Annotated in this window: 26 protein-coding genes, 1 tRNA gene and 1 pseudogene; 21 read left to right on the top strand and 7 right to left on the bottom strand. The window is 67.2% G+C overall.

The window, feature by feature from the left end:
* The first annotated feature begins 17 nt into the window (after positions 1 to 17).
* Together fba and B1A74_RS11965 are read left to right on the top strand one after the other, a co-directional pair.
* Positions 18 to 1082 (top strand): class II fructose-bisphosphate aldolase, encoded by a 1065-nt coding sequence (fba, locus tag B1A74_RS11970; RefSeq protein WP_018947546.1) that lies wholly within the window; start codon positions 18 to 20, stop codon positions 1080 to 1082.
* 106 nt (positions 1083 to 1188) lie between these two features.
* On the top strand, positions 1189 to 1977 hold the full coding sequence (locus B1A74_RS11965; RefSeq protein ID WP_018947545.1) for a lipid-binding SYLF domain-containing protein: 789 nt from the start codon (positions 1189 to 1191) through the stop codon (positions 1975 to 1977).
* On the opposite strand, the gene bioD is transcribed toward B1A74_RS11965, so the two are convergent.
* The gene (gene bioD, locus B1A74_RS11960) at positions 1908 to 2624 is read right to left on the bottom strand and encodes a dethiobiotin synthase (RefSeq protein WP_077244760.1); all 717 of its coding nucleotides are present in this window, start codon (positions 2622 to 2624) and stop codon (positions 1908 to 1910) included. The genes B1A74_RS11965 and bioD overlap by 70 nt on opposite strands.
* On the bottom strand, positions 2621 to 3529 hold the full coding sequence (locus B1A74_RS11955; RefSeq protein ID WP_077244759.1) for a phosphoribosylaminoimidazolesuccinocarboxamide synthase: 909 nt from the start codon (positions 3527 to 3529) through the stop codon (positions 2621 to 2623). Before B1A74_RS11955 ends, bioD begins: the two co-directional genes overlap by 4 nt.
* A 99-nt stretch (positions 3530 to 3628) precedes the next feature.
* Here B1A74_RS11955 and purE point away from each other — a divergent pair, with 99 nt between their 5' ends.
* The 12 genes from purE (at position 3629) to trpC (ending at position 14006) form a co-directional block, all read left to right on the top strand.
* Positions 3629 to 4144: a 5-(carboxyamino)imidazole ribonucleotide mutase gene (gene purE, locus B1A74_RS11950; protein WP_279625494.1), complete on the top strand. Its 516-nt coding sequence runs from the start codon at positions 3629 to 3631 to the stop codon at positions 4142 to 4144.
* A 7-nt stretch (positions 4145 to 4151) separates the two neighbouring features.
* A complete protein-coding gene (locus tag B1A74_RS11945) occupies positions 4152 to 5315 on the top strand; it encodes a 5-(carboxyamino)imidazole ribonucleotide synthase (protein WP_077244757.1) in 1164 nt (387 codons plus the stop codon).
* Complete coding sequence (locus B1A74_RS11940) at positions 5312 to 5932, top strand: class I SAM-dependent methyltransferase (protein WP_077244756.1); 621 nt, start codon at positions 5312 to 5314, stop codon at positions 5930 to 5932. Before B1A74_RS11945 ends, B1A74_RS11940 begins: the two co-directional genes overlap by 4 nt.
* A 3-nt stretch (positions 5933 to 5935) precedes the next feature.
* A complete protein-coding gene (locus B1A74_RS11935) occupies positions 5936 to 6601 on the top strand; it encodes an energy-coupling factor ABC transporter permease (RefSeq protein WP_077244755.1) in 666 nt (221 codons plus the stop codon).
* 125 nt (positions 6602 to 6726) lie between these two features.
* Positions 6727 to 7050, top strand: coding sequence for a c-type cytochrome (locus tag B1A74_RS11930; RefSeq protein ID WP_077244754.1), 324 nt, complete (start codon positions 6727 to 6729; stop codon positions 7048 to 7050).
* A gap of 154 nt (positions 7051 to 7204) precedes the next feature.
* Positions 7205 to 7894 (top strand): ribulose-phosphate 3-epimerase, encoded by a 690-nt coding sequence (gene rpe, locus B1A74_RS11925; protein ID WP_018947537.1) that lies wholly within the window; start codon positions 7205 to 7207, stop codon positions 7892 to 7894.
* Positions 7895 to 7901: 7 nt separating this feature from the next.
* A complete protein-coding gene (locus tag B1A74_RS11920) occupies positions 7902 to 8585 on the top strand; it encodes a phosphoglycolate phosphatase (RefSeq protein WP_077244753.1) in 684 nt (227 codons plus the stop codon).
* Positions 8586 to 8683: 98 nt separating this feature from the next.
* A complete protein-coding gene (trpE, locus tag B1A74_RS11915; RefSeq protein ID WP_018947535.1) occupies positions 8684 to 10171 on the top strand; it encodes an anthranilate synthase component I in 1488 nt (495 codons plus the stop codon).
* 111 nt (positions 10172 to 10282) lie between these two features.
* Positions 10283 to 10876, top strand: a complete 594-nt coding sequence (locus B1A74_RS11910) for an anthranilate synthase component II (RefSeq protein ID WP_077244752.1) — start codon at positions 10283 to 10285, stop codon at positions 10874 to 10876.
* Positions 10873 to 12096 carry a multidrug effflux MFS transporter gene (locus B1A74_RS11905; protein ID WP_077244751.1) on the top strand — a complete coding sequence of 408 codons (1224 nt, stop codon included), beginning with the start codon at positions 10873 to 10875 and terminating at the stop codon, positions 12094 to 12096. Before B1A74_RS11910 ends, B1A74_RS11905 begins: the two co-directional genes overlap by 4 nt.
* 65 nt (positions 12097 to 12161) lie before the next feature.
* A complete protein-coding gene (trpD, locus tag B1A74_RS11900; protein ID WP_019569480.1) occupies positions 12162 to 13193 on the top strand; it encodes an anthranilate phosphoribosyltransferase in 1032 nt (343 codons plus the stop codon).
* Between the two features lie 3 nt (positions 13194 to 13196).
* Complete coding sequence (gene trpC / locus B1A74_RS11895; protein WP_077244750.1) at positions 13197 to 14006, top strand: indole-3-glycerol phosphate synthase TrpC; 810 nt, start codon at positions 13197 to 13199, stop codon at positions 14004 to 14006.
* Between the two features lie 15 nt (positions 14007 to 14021).
* Here trpC and crp read toward each other — a convergent pair whose 3' ends face one another.
* Entirely contained in the window at positions 14022 to 14636 is a 615-nt protein-coding gene (gene crp, locus B1A74_RS11890; RefSeq protein WP_018947530.1) for a cAMP-activated global transcriptional regulator CRP, read from the bottom strand.
* A gap of 153 nt (positions 14637 to 14789) precedes the next feature.
* Here crp and B1A74_RS11885 point away from each other — a divergent pair, with 153 nt between their 5' ends.
* Both B1A74_RS11885 and speD read left to right on the top strand, forming a co-directional pair.
* Positions 14790 to 15218: an OsmC family protein gene (locus B1A74_RS11885; RefSeq protein WP_018937151.1), complete on the top strand. Its 429-nt coding sequence runs from the start codon at positions 14790 to 14792 to the stop codon at positions 15216 to 15218.
* Positions 15219 to 15303: 85 nt separating this feature from the next.
* Positions 15304 to 16113, top strand: coding sequence for an adenosylmethionine decarboxylase (gene speD, locus B1A74_RS11880; protein ID WP_018869719.1), 810 nt, complete (start codon positions 15304 to 15306; stop codon positions 16111 to 16113).
* A 36-nt stretch (positions 16114 to 16149) separates the two neighbouring features.
* On the opposite strand, the gene coq7 is transcribed toward speD, so the two are convergent.
* Positions 16150 to 16791 (bottom strand): 2-polyprenyl-3-methyl-6-methoxy-1,4-benzoquinone monooxygenase, encoded by a 642-nt coding sequence (gene coq7, locus B1A74_RS11875; RefSeq protein WP_018947528.1) that lies wholly within the window; start codon positions 16789 to 16791, stop codon positions 16150 to 16152.
* A gap of 27 nt (positions 16792 to 16818) precedes the next feature.
* Positions 16819 to 18006 (bottom strand): (Fe-S)-binding protein, encoded by a 1188-nt coding sequence (locus B1A74_RS11870; RefSeq protein WP_077244767.1) that lies wholly within the window; start codon positions 18004 to 18006, stop codon positions 16819 to 16821.
* Positions 18007 to 18307: 301 nt separating this feature from the next.
* Between B1A74_RS11870 and B1A74_RS11865 the strand changes: the two genes are divergently transcribed.
* Together B1A74_RS11865 and B1A74_RS11860 are read left to right on the top strand one after the other, a co-directional pair.
* The gene (locus B1A74_RS11865; RefSeq protein ID WP_077244749.1) at positions 18308 to 18613 is read left to right on the top strand and encodes a (2Fe-2S) ferredoxin domain-containing protein; all 306 of its coding nucleotides are present in this window, start codon (positions 18308 to 18310) and stop codon (positions 18611 to 18613) included.
* A 65-nt stretch (positions 18614 to 18678) separates the two neighbouring features.
* Positions 18679 to 18755 (top strand) — tRNA-Met (locus tag B1A74_RS11860).
* Positions 18756 to 18957: 202 nt separating this feature from the next.
* Here the strand turns inward: B1A74_RS11860 and B1A74_RS11855 are convergent.
* Complete coding sequence (locus B1A74_RS11855; RefSeq protein ID WP_077244748.1) at positions 18958 to 19179, bottom strand: helix-turn-helix domain-containing protein; 222 nt, start codon at positions 19177 to 19179, stop codon at positions 18958 to 18960.
* Positions 19180 to 19442: 263 nt separating this feature from the next.
* On the opposite strand from B1A74_RS11855, the gene B1A74_RS11845 reads away from it, so the two are divergent.
* Positions 19443 to 20411: an IS481 family transposase gene (locus B1A74_RS11845; protein ID WP_083950318.1), complete on the top strand. Its 969-nt coding sequence runs from the start codon at positions 19443 to 19445 to the stop codon at positions 20409 to 20411.
* Positions 20412 to 20512: 101 nt separating this feature from the next.
* Here the strand turns inward: B1A74_RS11845 and B1A74_RS11840 are convergent, their stop codons facing one another.
* Positions 20513 to 22573, bottom strand: a complete 2061-nt coding sequence (locus B1A74_RS11840) for an AAA family ATPase (protein ID WP_244269214.1) — start codon at positions 22571 to 22573, stop codon at positions 20513 to 20515.
* Between the two features lie 228 nt (positions 22574 to 22801).
* Here B1A74_RS11840 and B1A74_RS14365 point away from each other — a divergent pair, with 228 nt between their 5' ends.
* Together B1A74_RS14365 and B1A74_RS11835 are read left to right on the top strand one after the other, a co-directional pair.
* Positions 22802 to 22963, top strand: a complete 162-nt coding sequence (locus B1A74_RS14365; protein ID WP_019627841.1) for a hypothetical protein — start codon at positions 22802 to 22804, stop codon at positions 22961 to 22963.
* A 62-nt stretch (positions 22964 to 23025) separates the two neighbouring features.
* Positions 23026 to 23448, top strand: a pseudogene (locus B1A74_RS11835) (hypothetical protein); the annotation flags it as partial.

The following is a 23448-nucleotide window of genomic DNA, read 5'->3' as shown; positions in this document are numbered from 1 at the left end:
TCCCGTAAGGAGGAACCATGGCACTGATCTCGCTTCGCCAGCTGCTGGACCATGCCGCCGAGCATGGCTACGGCATGCCGGCCTACAACGCCAACAACATGGAACAGATCCATTCGATCATGGAGGCCGCGAAGGAAGTGGACTCCCCCGTGATCATTCAGGCGTCCGCCGGTGCGCGGAAGTACGCCGGGGAGCCCTTCCTGCGCCGCATGATCGAAGCGGCCGCCGAGCAGTATCCGGACATCCCGATCGCGCTGCACCAGGACCACGGCTCCGAGCCGGCGGTGTGCCTGCGTTCCATCCAGTCGGGCTTCACCTCGGTGATGATGGACGGCTCCCTGATGCCCGACATGAAGACCCCGTCGACCTACGACTACAACGTCGACGTGACCGCCAAGGTCGCCGAGATGGCCCATTCCGGCGGTGTGTCCGTGGAAGGCGAGCTGGGCTGCCTGGGCTCCCTGGAAACCGGCCAGGCCGGGGAGGAAGACGGTTCCGGCGCCGAAGGCACGCTGTCCCACGACCAGCTGCTGACCGACCCGGACGAGGCCGCGGACTTCGTCAAGAAGACCAAGTGCGACGCCCTGGCCATCGCCATCGGCACCTCGCACGGCGCCTACAAGTTCACCCGTCCGCCGACCGGTGACATCCTGGCCATCGAGCGGGTCAAGGAGATCCACGCCCGCATCCCGGACACCCACCTGGTGATGCACGGCTCCTCCTCGGTACCGGAAGAATGGCTGAAGATCATCAACCAGTACGGCGGTGACATGGGCGAGACCTATGGTGTCCCGGTCAAGGAGATCCAGGAAGGCATCAAGCACGGCGTGCGCAAGGTCAACATCGACACCGACCTGCGCATGGCCTCCACCGGCGCGGTGCGCAAGTTCCTGGCCGAGAACCCGAAGGAATTCGACCCGCGCAAGTTCCTGAAGGCCTCGACCGCCGGCATGAAGGACGTCTGCAAGCAGCGCTTCGAAGCCTTCGGCTGCGCCGGGATGGCGTCCAAGATCAAGCCGATGTCGCTGGACGACATGGTCGCCCGCTACAACAACGGCGATCTGGATCCGAAGATCAACTGATCTCGCGATCCGCGCACGGATGCACGAAAAAGGGGGCTTCGGCCCCCTTTTTTTGTGCGATCATTGCCACCCTGTTCCGAACAACGGCCCCTCCCCGGAGGTCCCGATGCGTCATTTCGCAGTCCTGCTCCTCGCCCTTGCCCTGATCCTTTCCCTGGCGCCGCCGGCCAGCGCCAATCCGTTCGCGCGGGACGTCGATCCGCAGGACATCGTCGACCGCGCCAAGGACACCCTCACCCGCATGGCCGGGCACCCCGACTACCCCGCACTGCGTGCCGACCTGCGGGAAGCGCATGCGGTGGTGATCTTCCCGCGCGTGATCCGTGGGGGGTTCTTCATTGGCGGATCCGGCGGGCTGGGCGTGGCCCTGGCCTGGGACGAAGACGAGGGCGACTACAGTCCAGTGGGTTTCTATTCTCTGGGATCCGTCAGCTTCGGCGTGCAGATCGGCGGGGACGCCGCCGAGGTGGTGATGGTCGCACGGCGGCCCGATGCCCGCGATTCGCTGTTCGCCTCGTCCATGCGCCTGGGAGGTGATGCCGAAGTCGCCGCGGGCCCGGTGGGCGCCGGGCGCAGCGCTTCCGTCAATGCGGATTTCATTTCTTACGCGCGGGCGCGCGGGGCGTATCTGGGCATGAGTTTCGAAGGCTCGCGCCTGACCGTCCGCGAAGACTTCAACGAGGCCTACTACCGCGAGGATCTGCGTCCGGTGCACATCCTCGAGAGCCGTCGCGTGGATCACCCCGGCACCCAGGCCTTGCGGGATGCCCTGCTCGAGCTCCGCCGCGACGAAGCCGACGAGGCCCCGGCGCGGGGCGGTGAGGATCAGCGGCCGGAGGCCGATCCGGCCGAAGGCGGAATCAGGCCCGATGCGATGGAGGTCGAGACCCTCTGACCGGCGCGGTCCGAGGTAATCCCCTCGGCCAGTTCGATCACCGGCGCGTGCGTGCGCCGTTGCAGGGCGGATGCGTTGTCCAGTTGTGGATCGGTGTCGGGCCGCCGCCGGTTGAGCACGATCCCCGCCAGTGCGAGTCCGCGCCGCTCCAGGGCCTCCAGCGTCAGCAGGCAGGTGTTCAGCGTCCCGAGGCGGTCTTCCGCCACCAGCAGCACCGGCAGGCCGAGCGCCACGGCCAGGTCGGCGTTCAGCGCTTCTTCGGCCAGCGGCGAATAGAAGCCGCCGGCGCCTTCCACCAGCAGCGGCCCTTGCGCTCCTTTTCGTTGTGCCTCGCAGGCGTCGACCAGTTCCGCGAGGTACAGCGGGTGGCCGGCGTTGCGCGCCGCCTGGTCCGGGGCGAGGGCATCGGGGAATCGCCAGGGGGTCACCCGTGCCACTGCCGCCGGGGGCAGCCCCGCGGCGGCGGTCAGGGCCACGCCGTCGGCGGGATACAGGCCGTCCGGCCCTGTCTCGCAGCCGGATTCCGCCGGCTTGCACGGGACGGGCCTCAGCCCCGCCGCGCACCAGGCCCGCAGCAGCGCGCAGCCAACGAAGGTCTTGCCCACGCCGGTGTCGGTGGCGCTGACGAACAGGCCCGCGGGATTCATGGCCGGTCGAGCGGCGACCCGGTCAGGCGTTCCAGCGCCTCGCGATAGCGCGCCGCCGTCTGCTCGGCGATCTCCGCGGGCAGCGCCGGCCCCGGGGCCGTCTTGTCCCAGTCCAGGGTTTCGAGATAGTCGCGCACGTACTGCTTGTCGAACGACGCGGGGCTGCGGCCCGGCGTATATTCGTCCGCCGGCCAGAAGCGCGAGGAGTCGGGTGTCAGGACCTCGTCGATCAGATGCAGGCGGCCTTCGCGGTCGAGCCCGAATTCGAATTTGGTGTCGGCGATGATGATTCCGCGCGCGGCGGCGTGCTCGCGCGCCAGGTTGTAGATCGCGATGCTGGCGTCACGCACCTCGCGCGCGCGCTCCTCGCCAATGGCAGCGGCGACATGGTCGAAGTCGACGTTCTCGTCATGATCCCCGACCGCCGCCTTGGTGCTGGGCGTGAACAATGGCTCCGGCAGTGCCCCGGCCAGCTCCAGGCCCGGTGGCAGCGGGAGACCGCAGACCGCACCCGTCGCCTGATAGTCCTTCCAGCCGGAGCCGATCAGGTAGCCGCGCACCACCGCTTCCACCGGCAGGGCCTCCAGTCGCCGCACCACCAGGCTGCGCCCCTCGAGCGGCGCGCGCACCCCGGGGTCCGGCACCACCTCGGCCAGCGGTATATCGGTCAGCTGATTGGGGATGCCCAGCTCGCGCTCGATGCGCCGCATCCAGTACACGGTGATCGCGGTCAACACCCGTCCCTTGTCCGGCACCGGCGTAGGCAGGATCACGTCGAATGCCGACAGCCGGTCGGTGGTCACCATCAGCCAGTGGTCGTCGTCCACCCGGTACAGGTCGCGCACCTTGCCGCGGTGGACGCATTCCAGGTCGGGGATGTCACTTTCGAGCAGGGTATCGTTCATCCCGCCATTGTAGCGGTTCGGCCCGTCCGGGGAATCCTCCGGTCGGCGCGTGGGCGTCAAGTCTTGTCCGCGCCGGGCCGGGCGGCTATCGTTGCTCGGATGAATATCACGGGAACGACAACGCCGCCCCGCGTAGGGGTGGTCATGGGGAGCACCTCGGACTGGGGCACCATGGAGCGCGCGGCCGAGTTGCTGGCGCGTCTGGAAATCCCCCACGAGACCCGCGTGGTGTCCGCGCATCGCACGCCGGACCTGCTGTTCGAGTACGCCGAACAGGCGCGTGAGCGGGGGCTGTCCGCGATCATCGCCGGGGCCGGCGGCGCCGCGCATCTGCCGGGCATGCTGGCCGCGAAGACGCCGGTGCCGGTGCTCGGCGTGCCCGTGGCCTCGCGTCACCTGCAGGGCGAGGACTCGCTGCTGTCCATCGTGCAGATGCCGCGCGGGATCCCGGTGGCCACCTTCGCCATCGGCGAATCGGGGGCCGCCAATGCCGCGCTGTTCGCGGCCGCGATGCTGGCCACCGGCGACCCCGATCTCGCGGCCCGGCTGGATGCCTTCCGCGCCGAACAGCGCGACGCCGTCCTCGGCCAGACCCTGCCGCCGGACCCGGCGTGAACCGGTCATGATTGCTCCGCCCGCCACCCTCGGTCTGCTGGGCGGCGGCCAGCTGGGCCGTTATTTCGTGCTGGCCGCGCGCCGTTCGGGCTATGCCGTGATGGTGATGGATCCGGACCCGCGCAGCCCGGCCGGAGCGGTCGCGGATTGGCACCGCGTCGCCGCATTCGACGATCACGCAGCGCTGGATCAGCTGGCCGATGCCTGCGCGGTGGTCACCGCCGAGTTCGAGAACATTCCCGCCGAATCGCTGGAACGGGTCGCGGCGCGTGGCTGCCTGCGGCCGGGGGTGCGGGCGCTGACGATTGCCCAGGATCGCCTGGAGGAGAAGCGCTTTCTGGGCGAGGCGGGCATCGCGGTTGCGCCATGGCAGCCGGTGCCTGCCGGCGCGGATCCGCAGGTGGCGATCGCCGATAATGCGGCGCCGCGCTTTCCCGCGGTGCTCAAGACCACCCGTCTGGGCTACGACGGCAAGGGTCAGGTCCGCCTCGACCGCGCGGATGCGCTGGCCGCGGCCTATGCCGAGCTGGGCGGGGTGGACTGCGTGCTGGAGGAACAGGTGGATCTGGCGCGCGAGGTTTCGGTCATCGTGGCGCGGTCGCCGGACGGAACCACCGAAGTGTTCCCTGTCGCGGAGAATACGCATCGCGGAGGCATCCTGCATCTGACCCGCGTCCCCGCACGGCTGCCTGCCGATCTGGCGAAGCAGGCGGAAGACCTGGCGCGACGCGTGGCGTCGCATCTGGATTATTGCGGGGTGCTGGCGGTGGAGTTCTTCGTGACCGCCGGCGGCGAGCTGCTGGTCAACGAGATCGCCCCGCGGCCCCACAATTCCGGCCATTACACCCTGGATGCCTGCAGCGTGTCACAGTTCGAGCAGCAGCTGCGCGCGGTCTGTGGCCTGGCGCTGGCCCCGGCCCGGGCGACGGCCCCGGTGGCCATGGTCAACCTGCTGGGCGACCTGTGGCCGGCGGCCACCGCGCCGGACTGGACCGGCGTGCTCGGCGAGGCGCGGGCCCGGCTGCATCTGTACGGCAAGGCCGAGGCCCGTCCGGGGCGCAAGATGGGGCATGTAAACGTGGTCGGCCTGCCGGACGAGGACGACGCCGACGCAGTGGCCGACGTCGCCGAATCCCTGTGGCGGGGCCTCGCCGGAGAACCATCGCAATGAGCCGGAACCATTTTCCCGATGCCGCCGCGCGGCGCGCGCGTCAGGCCGAACTGAAACAGGACCTCGAGATCGAGGAGACCCTGGAAGGCGTGCCGCTCCGCCTGCGGACCACCTGGGGCCTGTTCTCGCCGCGGCGGATCGACGACGGGACCCGGCTGTTGCTGCGGCACGCCGAGATCGCCTCCGGTGATCGCTGCCTCGATCTCGGCTGCGGCTACGGCCCGATCGGCCTGGTGATGGCGCACAAGGCCGAGCCCGGGGCCTGCACCCTGGTGGACACCAACTTCATGGCGGTGGAATACGCCCGCGCGAATGCCGAGCGTAACGGGCTGGCCAACGTCGAATGCGTGCTGAGCAACGGCTTCTCGCATATCCGCGACCGTCGCTTCGATGTCGTCGCCTCCAATCTCCCGGCCAAGGTCGGGCGCGAGCTGCTCTATACCTGGCTGCTGGATGCGCACGAGCAGATGAACCCCGGAGGGCGGTTGTATGTCGTGACCATTACCGGGCTGCGACGCTTCATCGAGAAGGGGTTTCGCGAGGTGTTCGGCAATTACGACAAGCTCAAGCAGGGGCGCGACTACACCGTCGCCCTGGCGCGCCGCGAGGAGGACTGACCCGTGGCCGAGGGTGCGGCCGATCTGCCCGTCGCGCTCCAGGTGCTGGTGGCCCTCCTGACCGGGGCGGGGCTGGTCGTGATGCTGCGTCGCATGCCCTGGGAGGCCTTTTTCTTTCCCGGACGTGCGCAGCTGTTCGTCGGAGCATTCATCGCGCTGCTGGTCATCTGGACCCTGCGCGCGCAGACCGTGGACGGTCTGGCCCTCCACCTGATGGGCATGACCGCGGTGACCCTGGTGTTCGGCTGGCAGCTGGCGATCCTGCTGGCGTTTCTGGTGGTGGGCGTGCTCGGACTGTTCGGCGTGCTGCCGATGTCGACCGTGCCCCTGACCGTGCTGCTGGCCGGCATTCTGCCGGTGGCGGTGACCTGGGGGCTGCTGCGCCTGACCGAAACCCGCCTGCCGCCGCACATGTTCATCTATCTCTACGGGGTGGCCTTCCTCGGAGGGGCGCTGTCGGCGGTGGTCGCGGTGCTGGGTACCGCGGCAGTGTACGGCCTGTTCACCGAACTGGCCTGGCACGAGGTCTATCGCGACTACGTGCGCTATCTCCCCCTGCTGATCCTGCCCGAGTCGGTGGTCAACGGCATCGTGGTCACGGCCCTGGTGGTCCTGCGCCCGGGCTGGCTGGCCACCTGGTCGGACGAGCGCTATCTCCACGGACGCTGACCTGCCCCCGACCGAATCAGTGTTTCCTTAATGAACCGTTCAGGAAGTGCCTGCTAATGTTCCTTCCACGCAGCGGCTGAGACCCTGTGCACAAAACCCGAAGGATCCAGCAGGAGACAACAACAATGAAGAATGTATTCGCGCTGATGACCGGGGCCGGTCTGGCCCTCGCCTTTACCTTCCCGGCGCAGGCGGCCGACATCAAGGCCGGGCAGTCCATGTATCAGGCCGTGTGTGCCAGCTGCCACCAGGCCGACGGACGTGGTCAGGCGATCTTCCCGGCCCTGAAGGGCCGGGACGCCGCCTACGTGACGGACAAGCTCGAACGCTACCGCGCCGGCGAACAAGTGGGAGACAATACCGCACTGATGCGCCCCCACGCGCAGTCGCTGAGCGACGAGGACATCGCCAACGTGGCGGCCTTTATCGACACCGAGTTCGCCGAGTAAGGCACGCGTTACCTTCCCGGGGCGGTTCCCGCCGGCCCCGCGGCGCGGTCCCGGTTTTTTTGCCCGGGGCCGCGCCTTCGGGTAAAGTTTTGCGGTTCAGAAGAACCGGCCCGTGTCCGGTTTCCTTCCCGATGCAACTTTCACGAGGCACCGCATGGCACAACCCGACCTGATTGCTCCGTCCATCCTGTCCGCCGATTTCGCCCGGCTGGGCGAGGAAGTCGAGAACGTCCTCAACTCGGGCGCCGACATCGTCCACTTCGACGTGATGGACAACCATTATGTCCCCAACCTGACCATCGGCCCGCTGGTCTGCGAAGCCCTGCGCAAGCACGGCATCCAGGCGCCGATCGACGTGCACCTGATGGTCAAGCCGGTGGATCGCATCATCCCGGATTTCGCCCAGGCCGGTGCCAGCTACATCACCTTCCATCCGGAGGCCTCCGACCACATCGACCGCACCCTGCAGCTGATCAAGAGCGAGGGCTGCAAGGCCGGGCTGGTGTTCAATCCGGCGACCCCGCTGTCGCATCTGGATTACGTGATGGACAAGGTCGACATGATCCTGCTGATGTCGGTGAACCCCGGTTTCGGCGGGCAGAAGTTCATCCCCGGCACGCTGGACAAGCTGCGCGAGGCGCGCCAGCGCATCGACGCCTCCGGCCGTGACATCCGCCTGGAGATCGACGGCGGCGTGAAGGCCGACAACATCCGCGAGGTGAAGGCGGCCGGCGCGGACACCTTCGTCGCCGGCTCGGCGATCTTCGGCGCGGGCGAGGATTCCGATCCGAACCGCTACGACAGCATCCTCAAGAAGATGCGTGACGAACTGGCCGGCGCCTGAGGGTCCCGTGAGCCTGAAACGTCCCGCCATGATCCTGATCGACCTGGACGGCACGCTGATCGACAGCGTGCCCGATCTGGCCTGGAGCGTGGACGCGATGATGCGCGAGCTCGGCCTGCCCGAGCGCGGTGAGGCCGCGGTGCGCAACTGGGTGGGCAACGGCGTCGAGCGGCTGGTGCAGCGTGCGCTGGTCAACGATCTCGACGGCGAGCCCGACCCCGAGCTGTACCAGCGGGCCCTGCCGGTGTTCATGCGGATCTACCAGGAGAACACCGCCGGGCGCAGCCCGCTGTATCCCGGCGTGCGCGAGGGCCTGGACCGTCTGCAGGCCGAGGGCTACCGCCTGGGCTGTGTGACCAACAAGGCGGGCTGCTTCACCCGCCCGTTGCTGGCGGAGAAGGGCATCCTCGACGACTTCGAGATCGTGGTCGCCGGCGACGACCTGGAGAAGAAAAAACCGGACCCGGAGCCCCTGTGGCATGCCGCACGCGAGCTGGGCGTGAAGCCGGAGGATTCCCTGATGGTCGGGGATTCGAAGAGCGACGTGAAGGCGGCGCGCGCGGCGGGTTTCCAGATCGTCTGCATGACCTACGGCTACAATCACGGGGACGACATCCGCGACCAGAATCCGGACGCGGTGCTGGACCGTCTGGACGAGCTCCCTGCGCGACTGCCGGCACGGGCGGCATGAGGCCGGTCATGGACGCCTGCTTCCCCGCAACCGGACGATGGCGCGACGGCCTCTGAACCGCCGTCCTTCATCCGACCCGTTGCCAGGAAATGTCCGCCATGACGCCCGAACAGTTCGACGAGCTGGCCCGCGAAGGCCACAACCGCATCCCGCTGGTGCGCGAGGTCCTGGCCGACCTCGAGACCCCGCTGTCGATCTTCCTCAAGCTGGCCAACCGGCCGTATTCGTATCTGTTCGAATCGGTGCAGGGCGGCGAGCGCTGGGGGCGCTATTCGTTCGTGGGCCTGCCGGCCCGCACCCTGGTGCGGGTGCACGGCCACGAGATCACGGTGGAGACCGACGGCGAGGTGGTCGAACGCGAGACCGTGGCCGACCCGCTGGCCTGGATCGAGGCCTATCAGGCGCGTTTCCGTGTCGCTGATCTGCCGGGCCTGCCGCGCTTCACCGGCGGGCTGGTCGGCTACTTCGGTTTCGAGACCGTCCGCCTGATCGAGCCGCGCCTGGACGGCCCGGACAAGCCCGACGAACTGGGCCTGCCGGACATCCTGCTGCTGGTCTCCGAGGAAGTCGTGGTCTACGACAACCTGTCCAGTCGCGCGTATCTGGTCGTGCACGCCGATGCGTCCCGGCCGGACGGGCAGGCGGTGGCGTCCGAGCGCCTGGATGAACTCGAGACCCGTCTGGGCGAACCGCTGGTTCCGCCGGACGATCCGCCGCATCCGCACGCGGTGCCGGAATACGTTCCCGGGTGGTCGGCCGAGGGCTTCCAGGCCGCGGTGGAGAAGGCGCAGCAGTACATCCTCGACGGCGACGTGATGCAGGTGGTGCTGGCGCAGCGCATGAGCGTGCCGTTTTCCGCGCCGCCGCTGGATCTCTACCGCGCCCTGCGCGAACTGAACCCGTCGCCCTACATGTATTACCTGGACCTGGGCGATCACCACGTGGTCGGCGCGTCGCCGGAGATCCTGGTGCGCCTGGAGGACGAACGCGTGACCGTGCGCCCGATCGCCGGGACCCGGCCGCGCGGGCGCGATCCGGACGAGGACCGCGCGCTGGAGGCCGAACTGCTGGCCGATCCCAAGGAGCGCGCGGAACATCTGATGCTGATCGACCTGGGGCGCAACGACGCCGGCCGGGTCAGCCGTGTGGGCTCGGTCCGGGTCACCGAGACCATGGCGGTGGAGCGCTACTCGCACGTGATGCACATTGTCTCGAACGTGGAGGGTGAGCTGGCGCCCGGGCTGTCGGCGATGGACGTGCTGCGGGCGACCTTCCCCGCCGGCACGGTCAGCGGCGCGCCCAAGATCCGCGCGCTGGAGATCATCGACGAGCTGGAGCCGGTCAAGCGCGGGCCGTACTCCGGTGCGGTGGGGTATCTCTCCTGGTCCGGCAACATGGACACCGCGATCGCCATCCGCACGGCGGTGCTGCACGAAGGCGAGCTGCACATCCAGGCGGGGGCCGGGGTGGTGCACGACTCGGTGCCCGAGAACGAGTGGCAGGAAACCCTGAACAAGGGCCGTGCCGTGGTGCGCGCGGCGGAAACCGCGCTGGGCGGGCTGGGACCGCGCCGCCACCGCCGCTGATTTCGCCGCCGGCGCGGGTGGACCCCCTGTTCCCCGGGTTTCCGGGCTTCGTTCCTCGCGCCGCGCTACGCTTGTCCGCAACTCGCCGTCCAGGCTATCCGGGAGCCCGACATGATCCTGATGCTCGACAACTATGACTCCTTCACCTACAACCTCGTGCAGTATCTGGGCGAGCTGGGGGCGGAGGTGGCCGTGCATCGCAACGACCGCATCACCCCGGAGGACATCGCCACGCTGGACCCCGCTGGGATCGTCATCTCGCCGGGCCCCTGCACGCCCAACGAGGCCGGGGTATCGCTGGCGGTGATCGAGCGCTTCGCCGGCGAGATCCCGATCCTCGGGGTCTGCCTCGGGCACCAGGCCATCGGGCAGGCCTTCGGCGGATCCGTGGTGCGCGCGCGCGAGATCATGCACGGCAAGACCTCGCCGGTGCATCACACCGGTCAGGGCGTGTTCGCGGGGCTGGAGAACCCGCTGGAGGCTACCCGCTATCACTCGCTGGTGGTGGATGCCGGCTCGGTGCCGGACTGCCTCGAGGTCACCGCGTGGACGGAACACGCCGACGGCACGCGTGACGAGATCATGGGACTGCGTCACCGTGAACTGGACGTGGAAGGCGTGCAGTTCCACCCGGAGTCCATCCTCACCCGTCAGGGCCACGAGCTGCTGGGCAACTTCCTGCGCCGCCTGCCACAGCCGGCGTGAACCGCGCCGATCGCCGACTCCGGCTGCGCTATGCGCTGCTGGTGGCGCCGCTGGTGATGCTGGCGCCGTTCTCACTGGATACCTATCTGCCGTCGTTTCCGGCGATGGCGGAATCCCTGGCGGTGGACTCCGCGGCCATGCAGGCCACTCTGTCCGCCTACCTGGTGGCGTTTGCCCTGTCCACGCTGGTCACCGGTCCGCTGTCGGACGCCTTCGGGCGCCGTCCGGTGGTGCTGTGGGCGCTGTTCGCCTATCTGCTGATCTCCGCGCTGCTGGTGGTGGCCACCGCCTACTGGCAGGTGGTGACCCTGCGCATCCTGCAGGGCCTGGCGGCGGCCACCGGGGTGGTGGTCGGACGGGCGCTGGTGCGCGACCGTTTCGACCCCACCGATGCGCGCCGGGTCTTTGCCCTGGTGACCATGGTGTTCTCCATCGGGCCGGCCGCCGCACCCATCATCGGGGGCTGGCTGCAGGCCGCCTTTGGCTGGCGCTCGGTGTTCGCCTTCCTCGCGCTGTACGGCGGCGTACTGCTGCTGGCGGCGCGGGCGTTCCTGCCGGAGACGCTGCCGCCGGTCGGGCGGGTGCGCAGCCGGCCGCCGGCGATCGTGCAGGGCTATCTCCGGACCCTGCGCAACCCGCGATTCCTGCGGCCGGTGGGGGTGCACGCGGCGATGTTCGGGGCGATGTTCATCTTCATCGCGGCCTCGCCCACGCTGATCTACGAGCATCTGGGCGGGGACGAACGCGATTTCTGGTGGCTGTTCCTGCCGCTGGTGGCCGGGCTGCTGCTGGGGGCGTTCGTGGCCGGGCGCACGGCCGCGCGCCTGACGCCGCAGGCGGCCGTGAGCATCGGGCTGGGTCTGAGCGGAACGGCCCTGGTGCTGATCGGCGGCGGTGCCTGGCTGGACGGGCCGGTGGTGTCGATCACCGGGCCGTTCGCGCTGTACAGTTTCGCCCTGGCCACGGCCATGCCGTCGCTGACCCTGCTGGCGCTGGACTGCTACCCCGGGGCACGCGGCATGGCCTCGGCCATGCAGGCTTTCGTGCAGCTGGGCATCAGTGCATTGCTGACGCTGTTCCTGGTCGACCATCTGGATGATGATCCGCGCCACCTGGTGGCGGGAGCTCTGGTGGTGTGGTCGGTCGGGGCGCTGATCTGGTGGCTGGGCGGCGGTCCGCGCGACGTGCCGCGCGCCCCGGCGGCCGTTCGACCTGCGTAAAGCCGCGCGTTTCCCTAAACTGTGCCCCCGTTGATCCCTGACCGCCCAGCAGCCGGAGAACGAACGTGACCCTGCCCCAAGCCATTGCGAAGCTGGTTGAACGCCAGGACCTGGACGCCGACGAGATGACCGCCGTGATGCGCGCGGTGATGGGCGGCGAGGCCACCGATGCCCAGATCGGCGGCCTGCTGGTCGCCCTGCGGATGAAGGGCGAGACCATCGACGAGATCCGCGCCGCCGCCGGGGTGATGCGGGAACTGGCGACGCGGGTGGACGTCCCGCGCGCCGGCCTGGTGGATACCTGCGGGACCGGTGGCGATGCCTCCGGGACCTTCAACATCTCCACCGCCTCGGCACTGGTGGCCGCGGCCGCCGGGGTGCGGGTGGCCAAGCACGGCAACCGGTCGGTGTCCTCGCGTTCGGGCTCCGCCGATGTGCTGGAAACCCTGGGCGTAAACCTGGAGCTGGGCCCCGACGCGGTGGCCACCTGCATCCGGGAGGTCGGGGTCGGCTTCCTGTTCGCCCCGGCTCATCACGGGGCGATGCGCCATGCGATCGGGCCGCGCCGGGAGCTCGGCGTGCGCACGCTGTTCAACGTGCTGGGGCCGCTGACCAATCCGGCCGGTGCGCCCAACCAGGTGCTGGGGGTGTTCTCCGCGGACTGGCTGCGACCGCTGGCGGAGGCCCTGAAGGGCCTGGGTTCCGAACACGTGATGGTGGTGAACGCCGAGGACGGGCTGGACGAGATCAGCATCGGCGCGCCGACCCGGGTGGCGGAACTGCGCGACGGCGAGATTACGGAATATACCCTGCGGCCGGAGGATGTCGGCCTGACCACGGCCGCCCTGGACACCGTGCGGGTCGCCGACGTGGCGGCCTCGGCGGCCATGCTGCGCGACGTGCTGGCGGGTACGCCGGGACCCGCGCGCGACATCGTCCTGCTCAATGCCGGCGCGGCGATCTTCGTGGGCGGCGGAGCGCCCAGCCTGGAGGCGGGCGTACGCCGGGCCGCCGAGGTGATCGACAGCGGCGCCGCCCGCGAACGACTGGAACAGCTGCAGGCCGTCTCCACGCGGCTGGCACAAAAGGAGAGTTGAAACATGAGTGACGATACCCCCGATATCCTCGAGCGGATCCTCGAACGCAAGCGTGAGGAACTGATCGAGCGCTCCGATGTGCAGCCCTTGCGCGAACTGCGTGGCTGGCTGACGTCGGCGGAGGAGCCGCGCGGTTTTCGCGCCGCGCTGCAGGCGGACATCGACGCCGGGCGCGCCGCGGTGATCGCCGAGATCAAGAAGGCCAGCCCCAGCAAGGGGCAGATCAGCCCGAACTTCAACCCGGATGCGTTTGCCCGCTCGTATGCCGAGCACGGGGCCACCTGCCTGTCGGTGCTGACGGACGTGAGCTTCTTCAAGGGCCGCGACGGAGACCTGCGTGCGGCGCACGTGGCCTGCGACCTGCCGATTCTGCGCAAGGACTTCGTGATCGACCTGTATCAGGTCTACGAGGCGCGGGTGCTGGGGGCCGATGCGGTGCTGCTGATTGCGGCGGTGCTGGATGACACCAACCTGGGCGAACTGATCTTTCTCACCCGCGAGCTGGGCATGGATCCGCTGGTGGAGGTGCACGACGCCGAGGAGCTGGAGCGCGCGGTGCGCCTGGGCGCGGACCTGATCGGCATCAACAACCGCGACCTGCGCAGTTTCGAGACGCGTCTGGAGACCACCCTGGAGCTGCTCGACCGGCTGCCGGAGGACGTGCTGCTGGTGACCGAGAGCGGTATCCACAGCGTCGAGGACGTGCAGCGGATGCGCGATGCGGGCGTGAATGCGTTCCTCGTGGGCGAGGCCTTCATGCGCGAGGAGGATCCGGGCGCGGCCCTCGGGCGGCTGTTCCGCGGCGAGGGCTGAGCCGGGGCCGCGGGATCAGCGCGTGCCGTAGACCACGATGGTCTTGCCGTGCGCGCTGATCAGGCCGCGTTCTTCCAGTTCCTTGAGCACGCGGCCGGCCATCTCGCGCGAGCAGCCAACGATGCGCGCCAGTTCCTGGCGGGTGATGCGCAGCTGCATGCCGTCGGGGTGGGTCATCGCGTCGGGCTGCTGAGCGAGGTCGAGCAGGGTGTGCGCGATGCGGCCGGTGACATCGACGAAGGCGAGGTCCATGACCTTGCGCGAGGTCTGGCGCAGCCGGGCCGCGATCTGTCGGGTCAGCAGCATCAGGATCTCGGGGTCGCGCATCGCCAGCTCGCGGAAGCGGGTGTAGGGGATCTCCGCGGTGTCGGTGTCCTCGCGGGTGACGACCGTGGCGCTGCGCGGATCATCCTCGAACAGCCCGAGCTCGCCGAAGAATTCGCCCCGGTTGAGATAGGCCAGCACCAGTTCGTGGCCGTTGTTCTCGCCCAGGACAGAGACCGAGCCGCCGAGTACGTAGTACAGCGTGTCCGGTACCGTGCCCGCCTGGATCACGGTGGTCCGGCGCGGATAGTGGCGGCGCTGGCAGTGTTCCAGCAGGCGTTCCATCGCCGGAGAATGGTTGGGCATGGCTGTTTGGGCTGGGGAAGGCTTGCTCATGATTACCGGTTCGATCGGGAGAACACGTTAAAGTGTAGTCCACGAGAGTGTAATGCACCCGGCGGGTGGTTCGGTGACGATTCTGCTTCGACGGGTTCACAAAAACATCGGGCAGGACGGGACATGCAAGTACGAGTGAAATGGCTGGACGGCGTGGCTTTCGTCGGCGAGACGGACAGCGGCCACGCGGTGGTGATGGACGGCGCGCCGGACGCCGGCGGACGCAACCTGGGGGCGCGTCCGATGGAGATGCTGCTGCTGGGGCTGGGCGGCTGCACCAGTTTCGACGTGGTGGCGATGCTGAAGAAGTCGCGGCAGGATGTGCTCGACTGTCAGGTGGACATCGACGGCACCCGCGCCGACGAGGTGCCGAAGGTCTTCACCGACATCCATGTGCATTTCCGGGTGTACGGGAACGATCTGTCGGAAAAGCACGTCGCACGGGCGGTACAGCTCTCCGCCGAGAAATACTGTTCGGCGTCGATGATGCTGGGGGCGTCGGCCCGCGTGACCCATGATTTCGAGATCGTGGAAGGGCCGGCTCCGCGCTGAGCCGCTGGCGGGTGCAAGCCGTTGACTCGCCGCGTGATGTCTCTACAATTCGCCGCTCCTTACGGCCCGGGCAAGAGGGTACGCCATGTCGCGTCACAAGAAGCAGATCAAGCTCCACGGCTTCAACAACCTGACCAAGAGCCTGAGCTTCAATATCTATGACATCTGCTATGCGTCGGGCGATCGTCATCGCGACGAGTACATCGCCTACATCGACGAGGCCTACAACGCCCAGCGTCTGACGCAGATCCTGACGGACGTGGCGCACCTGATCGGTGCCAACATCCTCGACATCTCGCGCCAGGACTACGACCCGCAGGGCGCGTCGGTGACCATGCTGATCTCCGAGGAGCCGGTGGCCACCGAGCAGATCGGTTACACCGAGGGTCCGGGACCGCTGCCGGAGACCGTGGTCGGTCACCTCGACAAGAGCCACATCACCGTGCATACCTATCCGGAGGCCCATCCGGAGGGCGGGATCGCGACCTTCCGCGCGGATATCGACGTGTCCACCTGCGGGCGCATTTCACCGCTGCGCGCGCTGAACTACCTGATCCACAGCTTCGAGTCGGACATCGTGATCATGGACTACCGGGTGCGGGGGTTCACCCGGGACGTGCGCGGCAAGAAGCACTTCATCGATCACAAGATCAACTCCATCCAGGACTTCCTGTCGCGCGACACCAAGGACAAGTACCAGATGGTGGACGTGAACGTGTACCAGGAGTACCTGTTCCACACCAAGATGGTGCTGAAGGACTTCGATCTGGACAATTACCTGTTCGGCCTGGGCAAGGACGACTACTCGGCGAAGGAAGCCAAGCGCATCGCCAAGCTGCTCAAGCACGAGATGATGGAGATCTTCTACGGCAAGAACATGAGCCGCGGAAGCTGACGCGCCGCGGGGGTGCCCGGCCCGGGGAAACCGGGCTCAGATCCGGTAGGCGGTGTGCGTCATGATCTTCGAGGTCAGTGGCATCAGCACGCTGCGCACCGGCCACGGCAGGGTCCGGCCCCCCATCGCCATGGCCTTTGCCCCGTGTTCCACCTCTTCCTGCTTCATCTGCTCGAGGATGCGTGCCGACACCGTGTCGGACGGCGGCAGGCGGTCCAGGTGCCGGTCCAGGTGCTGCTCCACCTGGCGCTCGGTCTCGTCGACAAACCCCAGGCTGTAGCGGTCCCCGGACAGTCCGGCCAGCGCACCCACGCCCAGCGAACTCACGTACCAGAAGGGCGTCAGCAGGCTGGTGTGCATGCCCATTTCGTGGACCCGCCGCGCGCACCAGTGCAGGTGGTCGCCTTCCTCGCGCGCCGCCTGATCCAGCTGCGCGCGGATCGCCGGGGTACGGGCGGTGAGCATCTGCCCCTGATAGAGCCCCTGGGCGGCCACCTCGCCGGCATGGTTGACCCGCATCAGGCGCCCGGTTTCCTGACGGTCATGGTCGTCCAGCATCGGACCGGGTTCGTCGCCACCGGGCGACGGGCGGCCGGTGGAGCGGGCATGCCCGGAGACGACCTTGACGAGGGCGTCGGCCTGGGTGATCAGATGATCCAGCGGGGAGAGTCGGCGCATGGCGGGCGCTCGGGTATGGGCTTTGTCTCAGGTTACCGCGAGGCGCCCCGCAAGGAAACGGGCCGGGGAGAGCAGCGGCGGGTCTTCAGGCGATTGCGGCTGCAGCGCGCGCAGATGCACCCGGCAGCCCACGTTGCCGGAGACGATGCAGTCAGGAGCCTCCGTGCCCAGGGCCTGCAGGGTTTGCTGCCCCAGGGCATCGGCCTGTTCCGGCCAGGCGAGCATCGCGGTGCCACCCGCGCCACAGCAGTTGGGGAGGGACGGGGTCCCGGTGAGGGTCACGCCGGGCAGGCCGCGCAGCAGCGTCGGCAGGATCTCGCCCTCGCGGGTGACGTTCCGCTGGGTGCAGGGGCGATGCAGGGCGACGCGCACCGGGTCCTCGCGCCAGCCGTCACGGGGCGGCCCGTGTTCCTCCAGGTGTCGGGCGACGAAACGCGTGAGGCTGGTCGCGCGGGCGCCGGGGAAGCTGTCGGCGGCCTCGCGCAGGGTCGCCTCGCAGCCGCTGTCGAGGACGATCACCGGCGGGCCATCCTCGGCCGCACCGAAGGCTTCCCGATTGTGCCGCTCCAGTTCCGTGGCCGCCGCGGGGCGTCCGGCGTGTCGGTCCAGGGCGCCGCAGCAGGTCGGGGAGGAGGGGATGCCCACCTTCAGACCCAGCGCATGCAGGACGGTCAGGGCCGCTTCCAGGTCGGGCCCGGTGAAGAAGGCGTCCATGCAGCCGGTGAACAGCAGCACGTCGACCGCGTCGGGCGGGCCGTCGGCGCGCAGCCGGGGAGGCGGGGCGAGGCTGGGGCGCGCATGTTCCAGGGCCCGGCGCACGGTGGCGTCCAGTCCCGGGAGCCCGGCGCGCGGCAGGCGTGCGGCGGCCCGGGCCCCGAGGCCGGCGAGTCGCCGCAGCCGGGGCGATCCCAGCAGGCGGTCGTGCAGCATGCGCGGCATGGGCAGCGGGGCGCCCTCCGGCTCGTCCGATTCCTGAAGGAGGATTTCGCGGGTGCGATCCATCAGGGCACCGAAGGGGACTCCGGCCGGGCACACGGCCTCGCAGGAGCGGCAGCCGAGACAGCCTTCCAGATGGCTGCGCAGGCGGGGTGACTGCGGATCGAGCTCGCCGCGGGCCAGGCCCTGCATCAGGGTCAGGCGACCTCGCGGGGAGTCGCCTTCCTGCCGGTGCAGTTCGTAGGTGGGGCAGTGGGGCAGGCACAGACCGCAGTGCACGCACTGATCCACCGCCGAAAGCCCCGTGTACTTCGGGGGTAGGTCGGAGCTCCCCAGCGGCTTTGCCAGGGTCCCGGGCCCGTTTGCTGACCCGGAGGGTCCCATGTTGTCGCGTGTACCGCGTTCTGCCGCCGTACTGTTGTCTTCCGTCATGCTTGTCAGCATACCAGTCTCGCAGGCTCAGGCCCGGGATGCGGAGGGATGGGAAACCGACACCATCAGTGAGGTCAGCCTGGTCTGGCGTTTTCGCTGAACCGGCAGGACACAGTATGATGAAGCGGATTTGATCCGGGAGCATCGCATGGGCTACTACCAGCGGCATATCTTCTTCTGTACCAATTGCCGGGAAGACGGCAACTGCTGCGAGGATCACGGGGCGACCGAGATGCGCGGCTATGCCAAGGATCGGGCCAAGGCGATGGGGATCCACGGCAAGGGGCAGGTGCGGGTGAATACCGCCGGCTGTCTGGATCGCTGCAACGAAGGCCCGGTTGCGGTCGTCTACCCGGAAGGCGTCTGGTACACCTACCAGGACGAACGCGACATCGACGAAATCCTGGAAGAACACCTCAAGAACGGCCGTGTGGTCGAGCGCCTGCAGATCTGAACCCCACCAGGCGTCGCGCTGGCTTGACTTTGTGTGCCGGCCTCCGGAGAATTCGCATCCCGCGTGGCTACGTAGCTCAGCTGGTTAGAGCACATCACTCATAATGATGGGGTCCCCTGTTCGAATCAGGGCGTAGCCACCACCAATTCAAGGGGTTGCCTCGGCAACCCCTTTCTCGTTTGGGCACCGTGCCCACCTCGTGCCCACGCCGTGTCCATTCGGTGCCCAGGGCTTTGCTGAAGGTCTCCCACCGTTTCGTGCAGCCGCGCCATCGTGCGTGGCCACCGCCGAGATAACTCCCCTTCCGTCAGGACCTGTTCCGCGCTTCGGTGCCGGGAACGTGGTCACTGTGTTTCGCCATCCCCTTCCGGGGTGTATTCGAAGAGTTCGCCCACCGAGCAGTTGAACAGCTCGCAAAGCTTGTCCATGGCGTCGATCTCGATGCGAACGGCTTCCTCCTTGTAGAGGAGGGAAACCGTATTGCGATGTAGCCCGGTGGCGCGGGCGACATCCATGATCTTCATTTTCCGCTTTCCCATAAGGGTCGACAGGTGACATCGGATCATCGTGGGCGACCTTTTTTCATTCTGAATGACATTCTGCCTTGACAGTCGTCATTCTGGGTTCTAAATTGTCATTCAGAAGGGCATAAACCCACCCTGCGAGGACAAACTTCACCCAGAAAGTCGCTTTGGAGGCTATATGAGCTACACCTACCTGTCTACTTGTTGGGTAACGGATGATTCTATACCGCACGAGAAGGCACCCCTGTTTCGTGCACGAGAGTGGCTGAGTATCGTGTGCGACGGCTCCACGCAGGACGGATAGCATGGCGAGGACGATCCATTCGAACGCGCGCACCACGCCTCAGATCCGGCGAGAGCTGCAGGAGGCGCCGCCGGGCGTGAGCGACCCCGAGCTGGCCCGGCGCTACGGCATTACCCGCATGACCGTGCGCAAGTGGCGCTACCGCCGGGAGGTGGAAGATCGGTCGCATTGCCCCAAGCGGCTGCACACGACCCTGACGCCGGAGCAGGAGGCGATCGTGGTCCAGGTCCGGGAAGTGGCCCTGCTGTCGCTGGATGACCTGCTGATCGTGGCGCGTGAGTTCCTGAACCCGGATCTCAGCCGGGCGGCGCTGGCGCGCTGCCTGCGCCGGCACGGCGTGGGCGACCTGCGGGCCCTGCAGCGGGAACGCGACGGGGAACCCGAGGAACCGGCGCACAAGCCGTTCAAGGACTACGTGCCGGGCTTTGTGCATGTGGACGTGAAGTACCTGCCGCAGATGGCGGATCAGGCCTCGCGGGGCTACCTGTTCGTGGCCATCGACCGGGCCAGCCGTTGGGTCTATCTGGAGGTGCGGCGCACCAAGAGCGCCGAGGCCGCGCGCGGCTTCCTGAAGAAGCTTCTCGAGAAAGCGCCGTTCCATATCACCCACCTCGTCACCGACAACGGCAAGGAGTTCACCGACCGCTTTGCGGCGACCGGGGAGCGGGAGCCGACGGGGCATCACCCCTTCGACCGGCTGTGCGTCGAACACGGGATCGAGCATCGCCTGATCCGGCCCAAGCGGCCCCAGACCAACGGCATGGTCGAACGCTTCAACGGGCGCATCGCCGATCTGCTGCGGACCCGCCACTTCGACTCCGGCCAGCACCTGGACGAGGCGCTGCGGCACTACCAGCGGCTGTACAACCATCACATCGGCCAGAAGGCGCTGGGCCATCGGACCCCGGTGGAAACCCTCAAGGCCTGGCAGCATGAACGCCCCCGATTCGTTTCGAAAATGGGTATATGACCAGGCGAGACCTGACAATTAGCTTCCGGGACAGTAGAAGATAGCTGACGGCCCACTGCGGGACGTGGCGGTACAAACTGCGTTATTCGCTACGTACCAACTCAGAGAAAACCTGATTTCCTTCCCGCGACACCGTCTTTCGAAGCGCTCTCGCGTTCCAGCGCCTCGACGAGCGATTCCGGTTCGAAACGATGACCGAGGTTGCAGGCACGCCGGAACAGCACCGCAAAATCGCCGGGGGCCAGGTTCTCCAGTCGCCCGAGCCTTTGTCGCAAGCAACGCGCCTCGGCGGAGTCTGGCATGCCAAGGGCAAGCCCTGCCAAGAGGTTCAAAAACAGACTCCAGCGCCGGTCGGCATTCGGATATTGCAGTTCGATTTTGGCGTCGAAGCGCCGCATTACGGCCGCATCGAGTCGATCGAACGCGTTCGTTGCGCATACGAAAATGCCCTGGAACTCTTCCATGCGCGTCAGGAGTTCGTTGGTCTGGGTGACTTCCCAACGATGTCGAGCACCGTCCCGATCGGTGAGAAAGCTGTCGGCCTCGTCGAGGAACAACACTGCGTTCGATTCCCTCGCCTGCTCGAACATCTCGGCGATGTTGGCCTCGGTCTGTCCGAGAAACTGGGCCAGCAGGTCGGATGCGCGCTTCAGGATCAACGGGGCATCAAGTTCCTGCGCCAATGCGCGGACGAGCTCGGTCTTTCCGGTTCCCGGTGGGCCATAAAGCAGGAGACGCCCGCGGCCACTGCGCTGAAGACCCGCGAACAACTCCTCCAAGTCAGTGCTGGACTCGAGGGCCTCGCGCTTCCACGGGAGCGTTTCCTCTGACGCCTTAGGCAAGGCCGAAAATCCCTGCACACCGAGGTGTTGGTCGATCTGCTCTCGGAGGAATGACTCCGTCATCGCCACATCCGAACCCGAGTCCACCATGCCGCCCAGAGTCGCCACCTGACGCATGATCGCTGGAGTGACGGCGCGATGGTGTGCAAGGGAGTCTTCGAATCCCGCCGATACCGGGACCCCTTCGAAACAACGCCGCACCATTTCGCGCCGCGTCGTGGGGCCCGGGGATCGAAACTCCCGGACGTAGGTGAAGCGGCGCAGATATGCGGCATCCATCTGGTTGGTCGAATTGGCGACCCAAATACTGGGTACCACACCGGCTTCCAATCGCGAGTTGATCCATGCCTTGCCGACTCTGACACCCCCACGCGACCAGGCCGGGAGCCCCTGGTCGGCGGACGCTGAGAAAACATCGTCCATGTCATCGAACAGCAGCAACACGTTGCCTTGCTTTCCGTAGAGGTTCTGAGCCAGGGACCAGCGGCGAAGCCGCTGCAGGGGAGCAATCGGTTCGCCATTCGGTTCGCAATGCGCCACTTCCACCAATGACGCGCCGAGCTCTTGAGCCAGGAGCCGCACAAACTCGGTCTTGCCTGTTCCAGGCCCTCCATAGAGAAGGATGTTGACCGCCTTGCCGCCCTGCTGCTGGCTCTCCCGGATGATCCGGACCAACCGGTGCATTTCCTTTTCCAGGTGGGGGATGTCGCTCACCGCGATTTCCGGCGCCGGTGCGGGTGTGTAGAACCAACGCAGCAGGTCCTCGACCTCCGACACCTCTTTCGACAACTCTTCGGCCATCCGGCCGCGAAGCTCGAGCTGCAACTCGTTTGCCCGTCCGAGCCCGGGGCCAACGGAGGACACCAAGCCGGTTTCCCAGATGCGGCCCCTCTCATCCAATGCCTCCCGGACATCCCGGGTCGGAACGTCGAGCAAACGCCCCAGAATGTAAAAGCTGCGGCCCGAACGCCGATCGAGATACACGTCGAGCGCTTCGTACAGATCACTACTGAGATGGATCAGCGCAATCGCGCCCAACACCCGTTCTTCAACCGCCTCAAGGCCGACTCGTCTGCTCAGCCTCGCCAGGTTGGTCCGCATGGGTTCGGGAAAATCGTCGGATACACCGTGGTCCAGAAGCTCCCGAATGCGGCTCTCGATTGTCGACTCTTCCTCTGTGCCCAACGCATCCGAAGGCCCTTCGCCTTCCAGCCCACACGCGGTCCGCACAGATGGAGGGAGGTCAGACCACGACACATTTGCATGGGTCTTCAGGTCATCCAGGATGCGCAGACACCACAGTCGAATGAGCAGTTCCATCTCCGCCATATCGTCGTTGTGCCTCCGGTCGATCCGAGTTACTCCGCCCACGTCGGTCTCCTGTCGGGATGCAATGCAATCATCAACCCAACAGACGACGATTTCTGACGCGCGCGGGAATCGCCTTGGTAGCTCGCTACAAACAGACGACCAATTCGGGCCCGCAGCGGCGGTTACGTTGCGCCAGCACAAAGCGCCATCAACAAGCGTCAGGATCTGGGGGAACCTTTGGCCCAAGAAGAAACGGAACGAGACGAACAGCCCAACGAGCAGGAACTGCAGATGCGTCGGGAGAACATGCAGCGCCGCATGGACAACGAGGCCGCCGCCGGATTCGACCTCCTGGATGAACCCGACACCAACGAAAGGGCGAAAGGCGCCCGGAAGTAACGCGCGATCAGAGGGTGCAACGTTGGGCGGCTCATGCCAAGCGCGGGTGGTACGCTCGGCCCATGGCATTGCTGAAGGTTGGCGAAAAGGACCGCGACGGGCGCCAGAAGCGCATCGAGCACACCGGGCGCTATCTGCGGGCAAGTCGTACCGGCGGGCTGTCGCTGCGCGCGCAGACGCGGGCCGCCGGCATCAACCTGACCGGCAACACCAACCACGGCGTACGGGTGTCCACGCGCCTGGCGAAAAACACTCAGGTCGCCTTCCAGAACGGTCGCTTCATCCTGCGCGGACGCTATGGCTCGGATGCGGCCAAGTTCAACCTGTCGAAATCGGGTGTCACGGTCTCCACCAAAACCCCGATCGGCTCGTTCAACTGGATCCGGCCAGGGCGCTCGTCGGCCAAGATCGCGGGGGTTCAACTGCGGGGGCACAACGCAGCGGCTATCCAGGGGGTGTCGGGTACCGGCTGTTTGTATACATGT

The organism is Thioalkalivibrio halophilus (assembly GCF_001995255.1).
In the GTDB taxonomy this organism is placed as follows: domain Bacteria; phylum Pseudomonadota; class Gammaproteobacteria; order Ectothiorhodospirales; family Ectothiorhodospiraceae; genus Thioalkalivibrio; species Thioalkalivibrio halophilus.
Note: the sequence above shows the minus strand (reverse complement) of the source record. Positions and strands in the feature narration are given on the sequence as shown.

Bases quoted from the DNA above. Each gene is read 5' to 3' on its own strand.
- crp (WP_018947530.1), bottom strand. From the start codon at position 14,636: ATGCCCAACCATTCTCCGGCGATGGAACGCCTGCTGGAACACTGCCAG.
- bioD (WP_077244760.1), bottom strand. From the start codon at position 2,624: ATGAATCCCGCGGGCCTGTTCGTCAGCGCCACCGACACCGGCGTGGGC.
- B1A74_RS11865 (WP_077244749.1), top strand. From the start codon at position 18,308: ATGGGCTACTACCAGCGGCATATCTTCTTCTGTACCAATTGCCGGGAA.
- trpE (WP_018947535.1), top strand. From the start codon at position 8,684: ATGACGCCCGAACAGTTCGACGAGCTGGCCCGCGAAGGCCACAACCGC.
- B1A74_RS11885 (WP_018937151.1), top strand. From the start codon at position 14,790: ATGCAAGTACGAGTGAAATGGCTGGACGGCGTGGCTTTCGTCGGCGAG.
- coq7 (WP_018947528.1), bottom strand. From the start codon at position 16,791: ATGCGCCGACTCTCCCCGCTGGATCATCTGATCACCCAGGCCGACGCC.
- B1A74_RS11855 (WP_077244748.1), bottom strand. From the start codon at position 19,179: ATGATCCGATGTCACCTGTCGACCCTTATGGGAAAGCGGAAAATGAAG.
- B1A74_RS11840 (WP_244269214.1), bottom strand. From the start codon at position 22,573: ATGGAACTGCTCATTCGACTGTGGTGTCTGCGCATCCTGGATGACCTG.
- rpe (WP_018947537.1), top strand. From the start codon at position 7,205: ATGGCACAACCCGACCTGATTGCTCCGTCCATCCTGTCCGCCGATTTC.
- B1A74_RS11910 (WP_077244752.1), top strand. From the start codon at position 10,283: ATGATCCTGATGCTCGACAACTATGACTCCTTCACCTACAACCTCGTG.
- trpC (WP_077244750.1), top strand. From the start codon at position 13,197: ATGAGTGACGATACCCCCGATATCCTCGAGCGGATCCTCGAACGCAAG.
- B1A74_RS11930 (WP_077244754.1), top strand. From the start codon at position 6,727: ATGAAGAATGTATTCGCGCTGATGACCGGGGCCGGTCTGGCCCTCGCC.
- B1A74_RS11945 (WP_077244757.1), top strand. From the start codon at position 4,152: ATGATTGCTCCGCCCGCCACCCTCGGTCTGCTGGGCGGCGGCCAGCTG.
- B1A74_RS11955 (WP_077244759.1), bottom strand. From the start codon at position 3,529: ATGAACGATACCCTGCTCGAAAGTGACATCCCCGACCTGGAATGCGTC.
- speD (WP_018869719.1), top strand. From the start codon at position 15,304: ATGTCGCGTCACAAGAAGCAGATCAAGCTCCACGGCTTCAACAACCTG.
- B1A74_RS11965 (WP_018947545.1), top strand. From the start codon at position 1,189: ATGCGTCATTTCGCAGTCCTGCTCCTCGCCCTTGCCCTGATCCTTTCC.
- purE (WP_279625494.1), top strand. From the start codon at position 3,629: ATGAATATCACGGGAACGACAACGCCGCCCCGCGTAGGGGTGGTCATG.
- B1A74_RS11845 (WP_083950318.1), top strand. From the start codon at position 19,443: ATGGCGAGGACGATCCATTCGAACGCGCGCACCACGCCTCAGATCCGG.
- B1A74_RS11940 (WP_077244756.1), top strand. From the start codon at position 5,312: ATGAGCCGGAACCATTTTCCCGATGCCGCCGCGCGGCGCGCGCGTCAG.
- fba (WP_018947546.1), top strand. From the start codon at position 18: ATGGCACTGATCTCGCTTCGCCAGCTGCTGGACCATGCCGCCGAGCAT.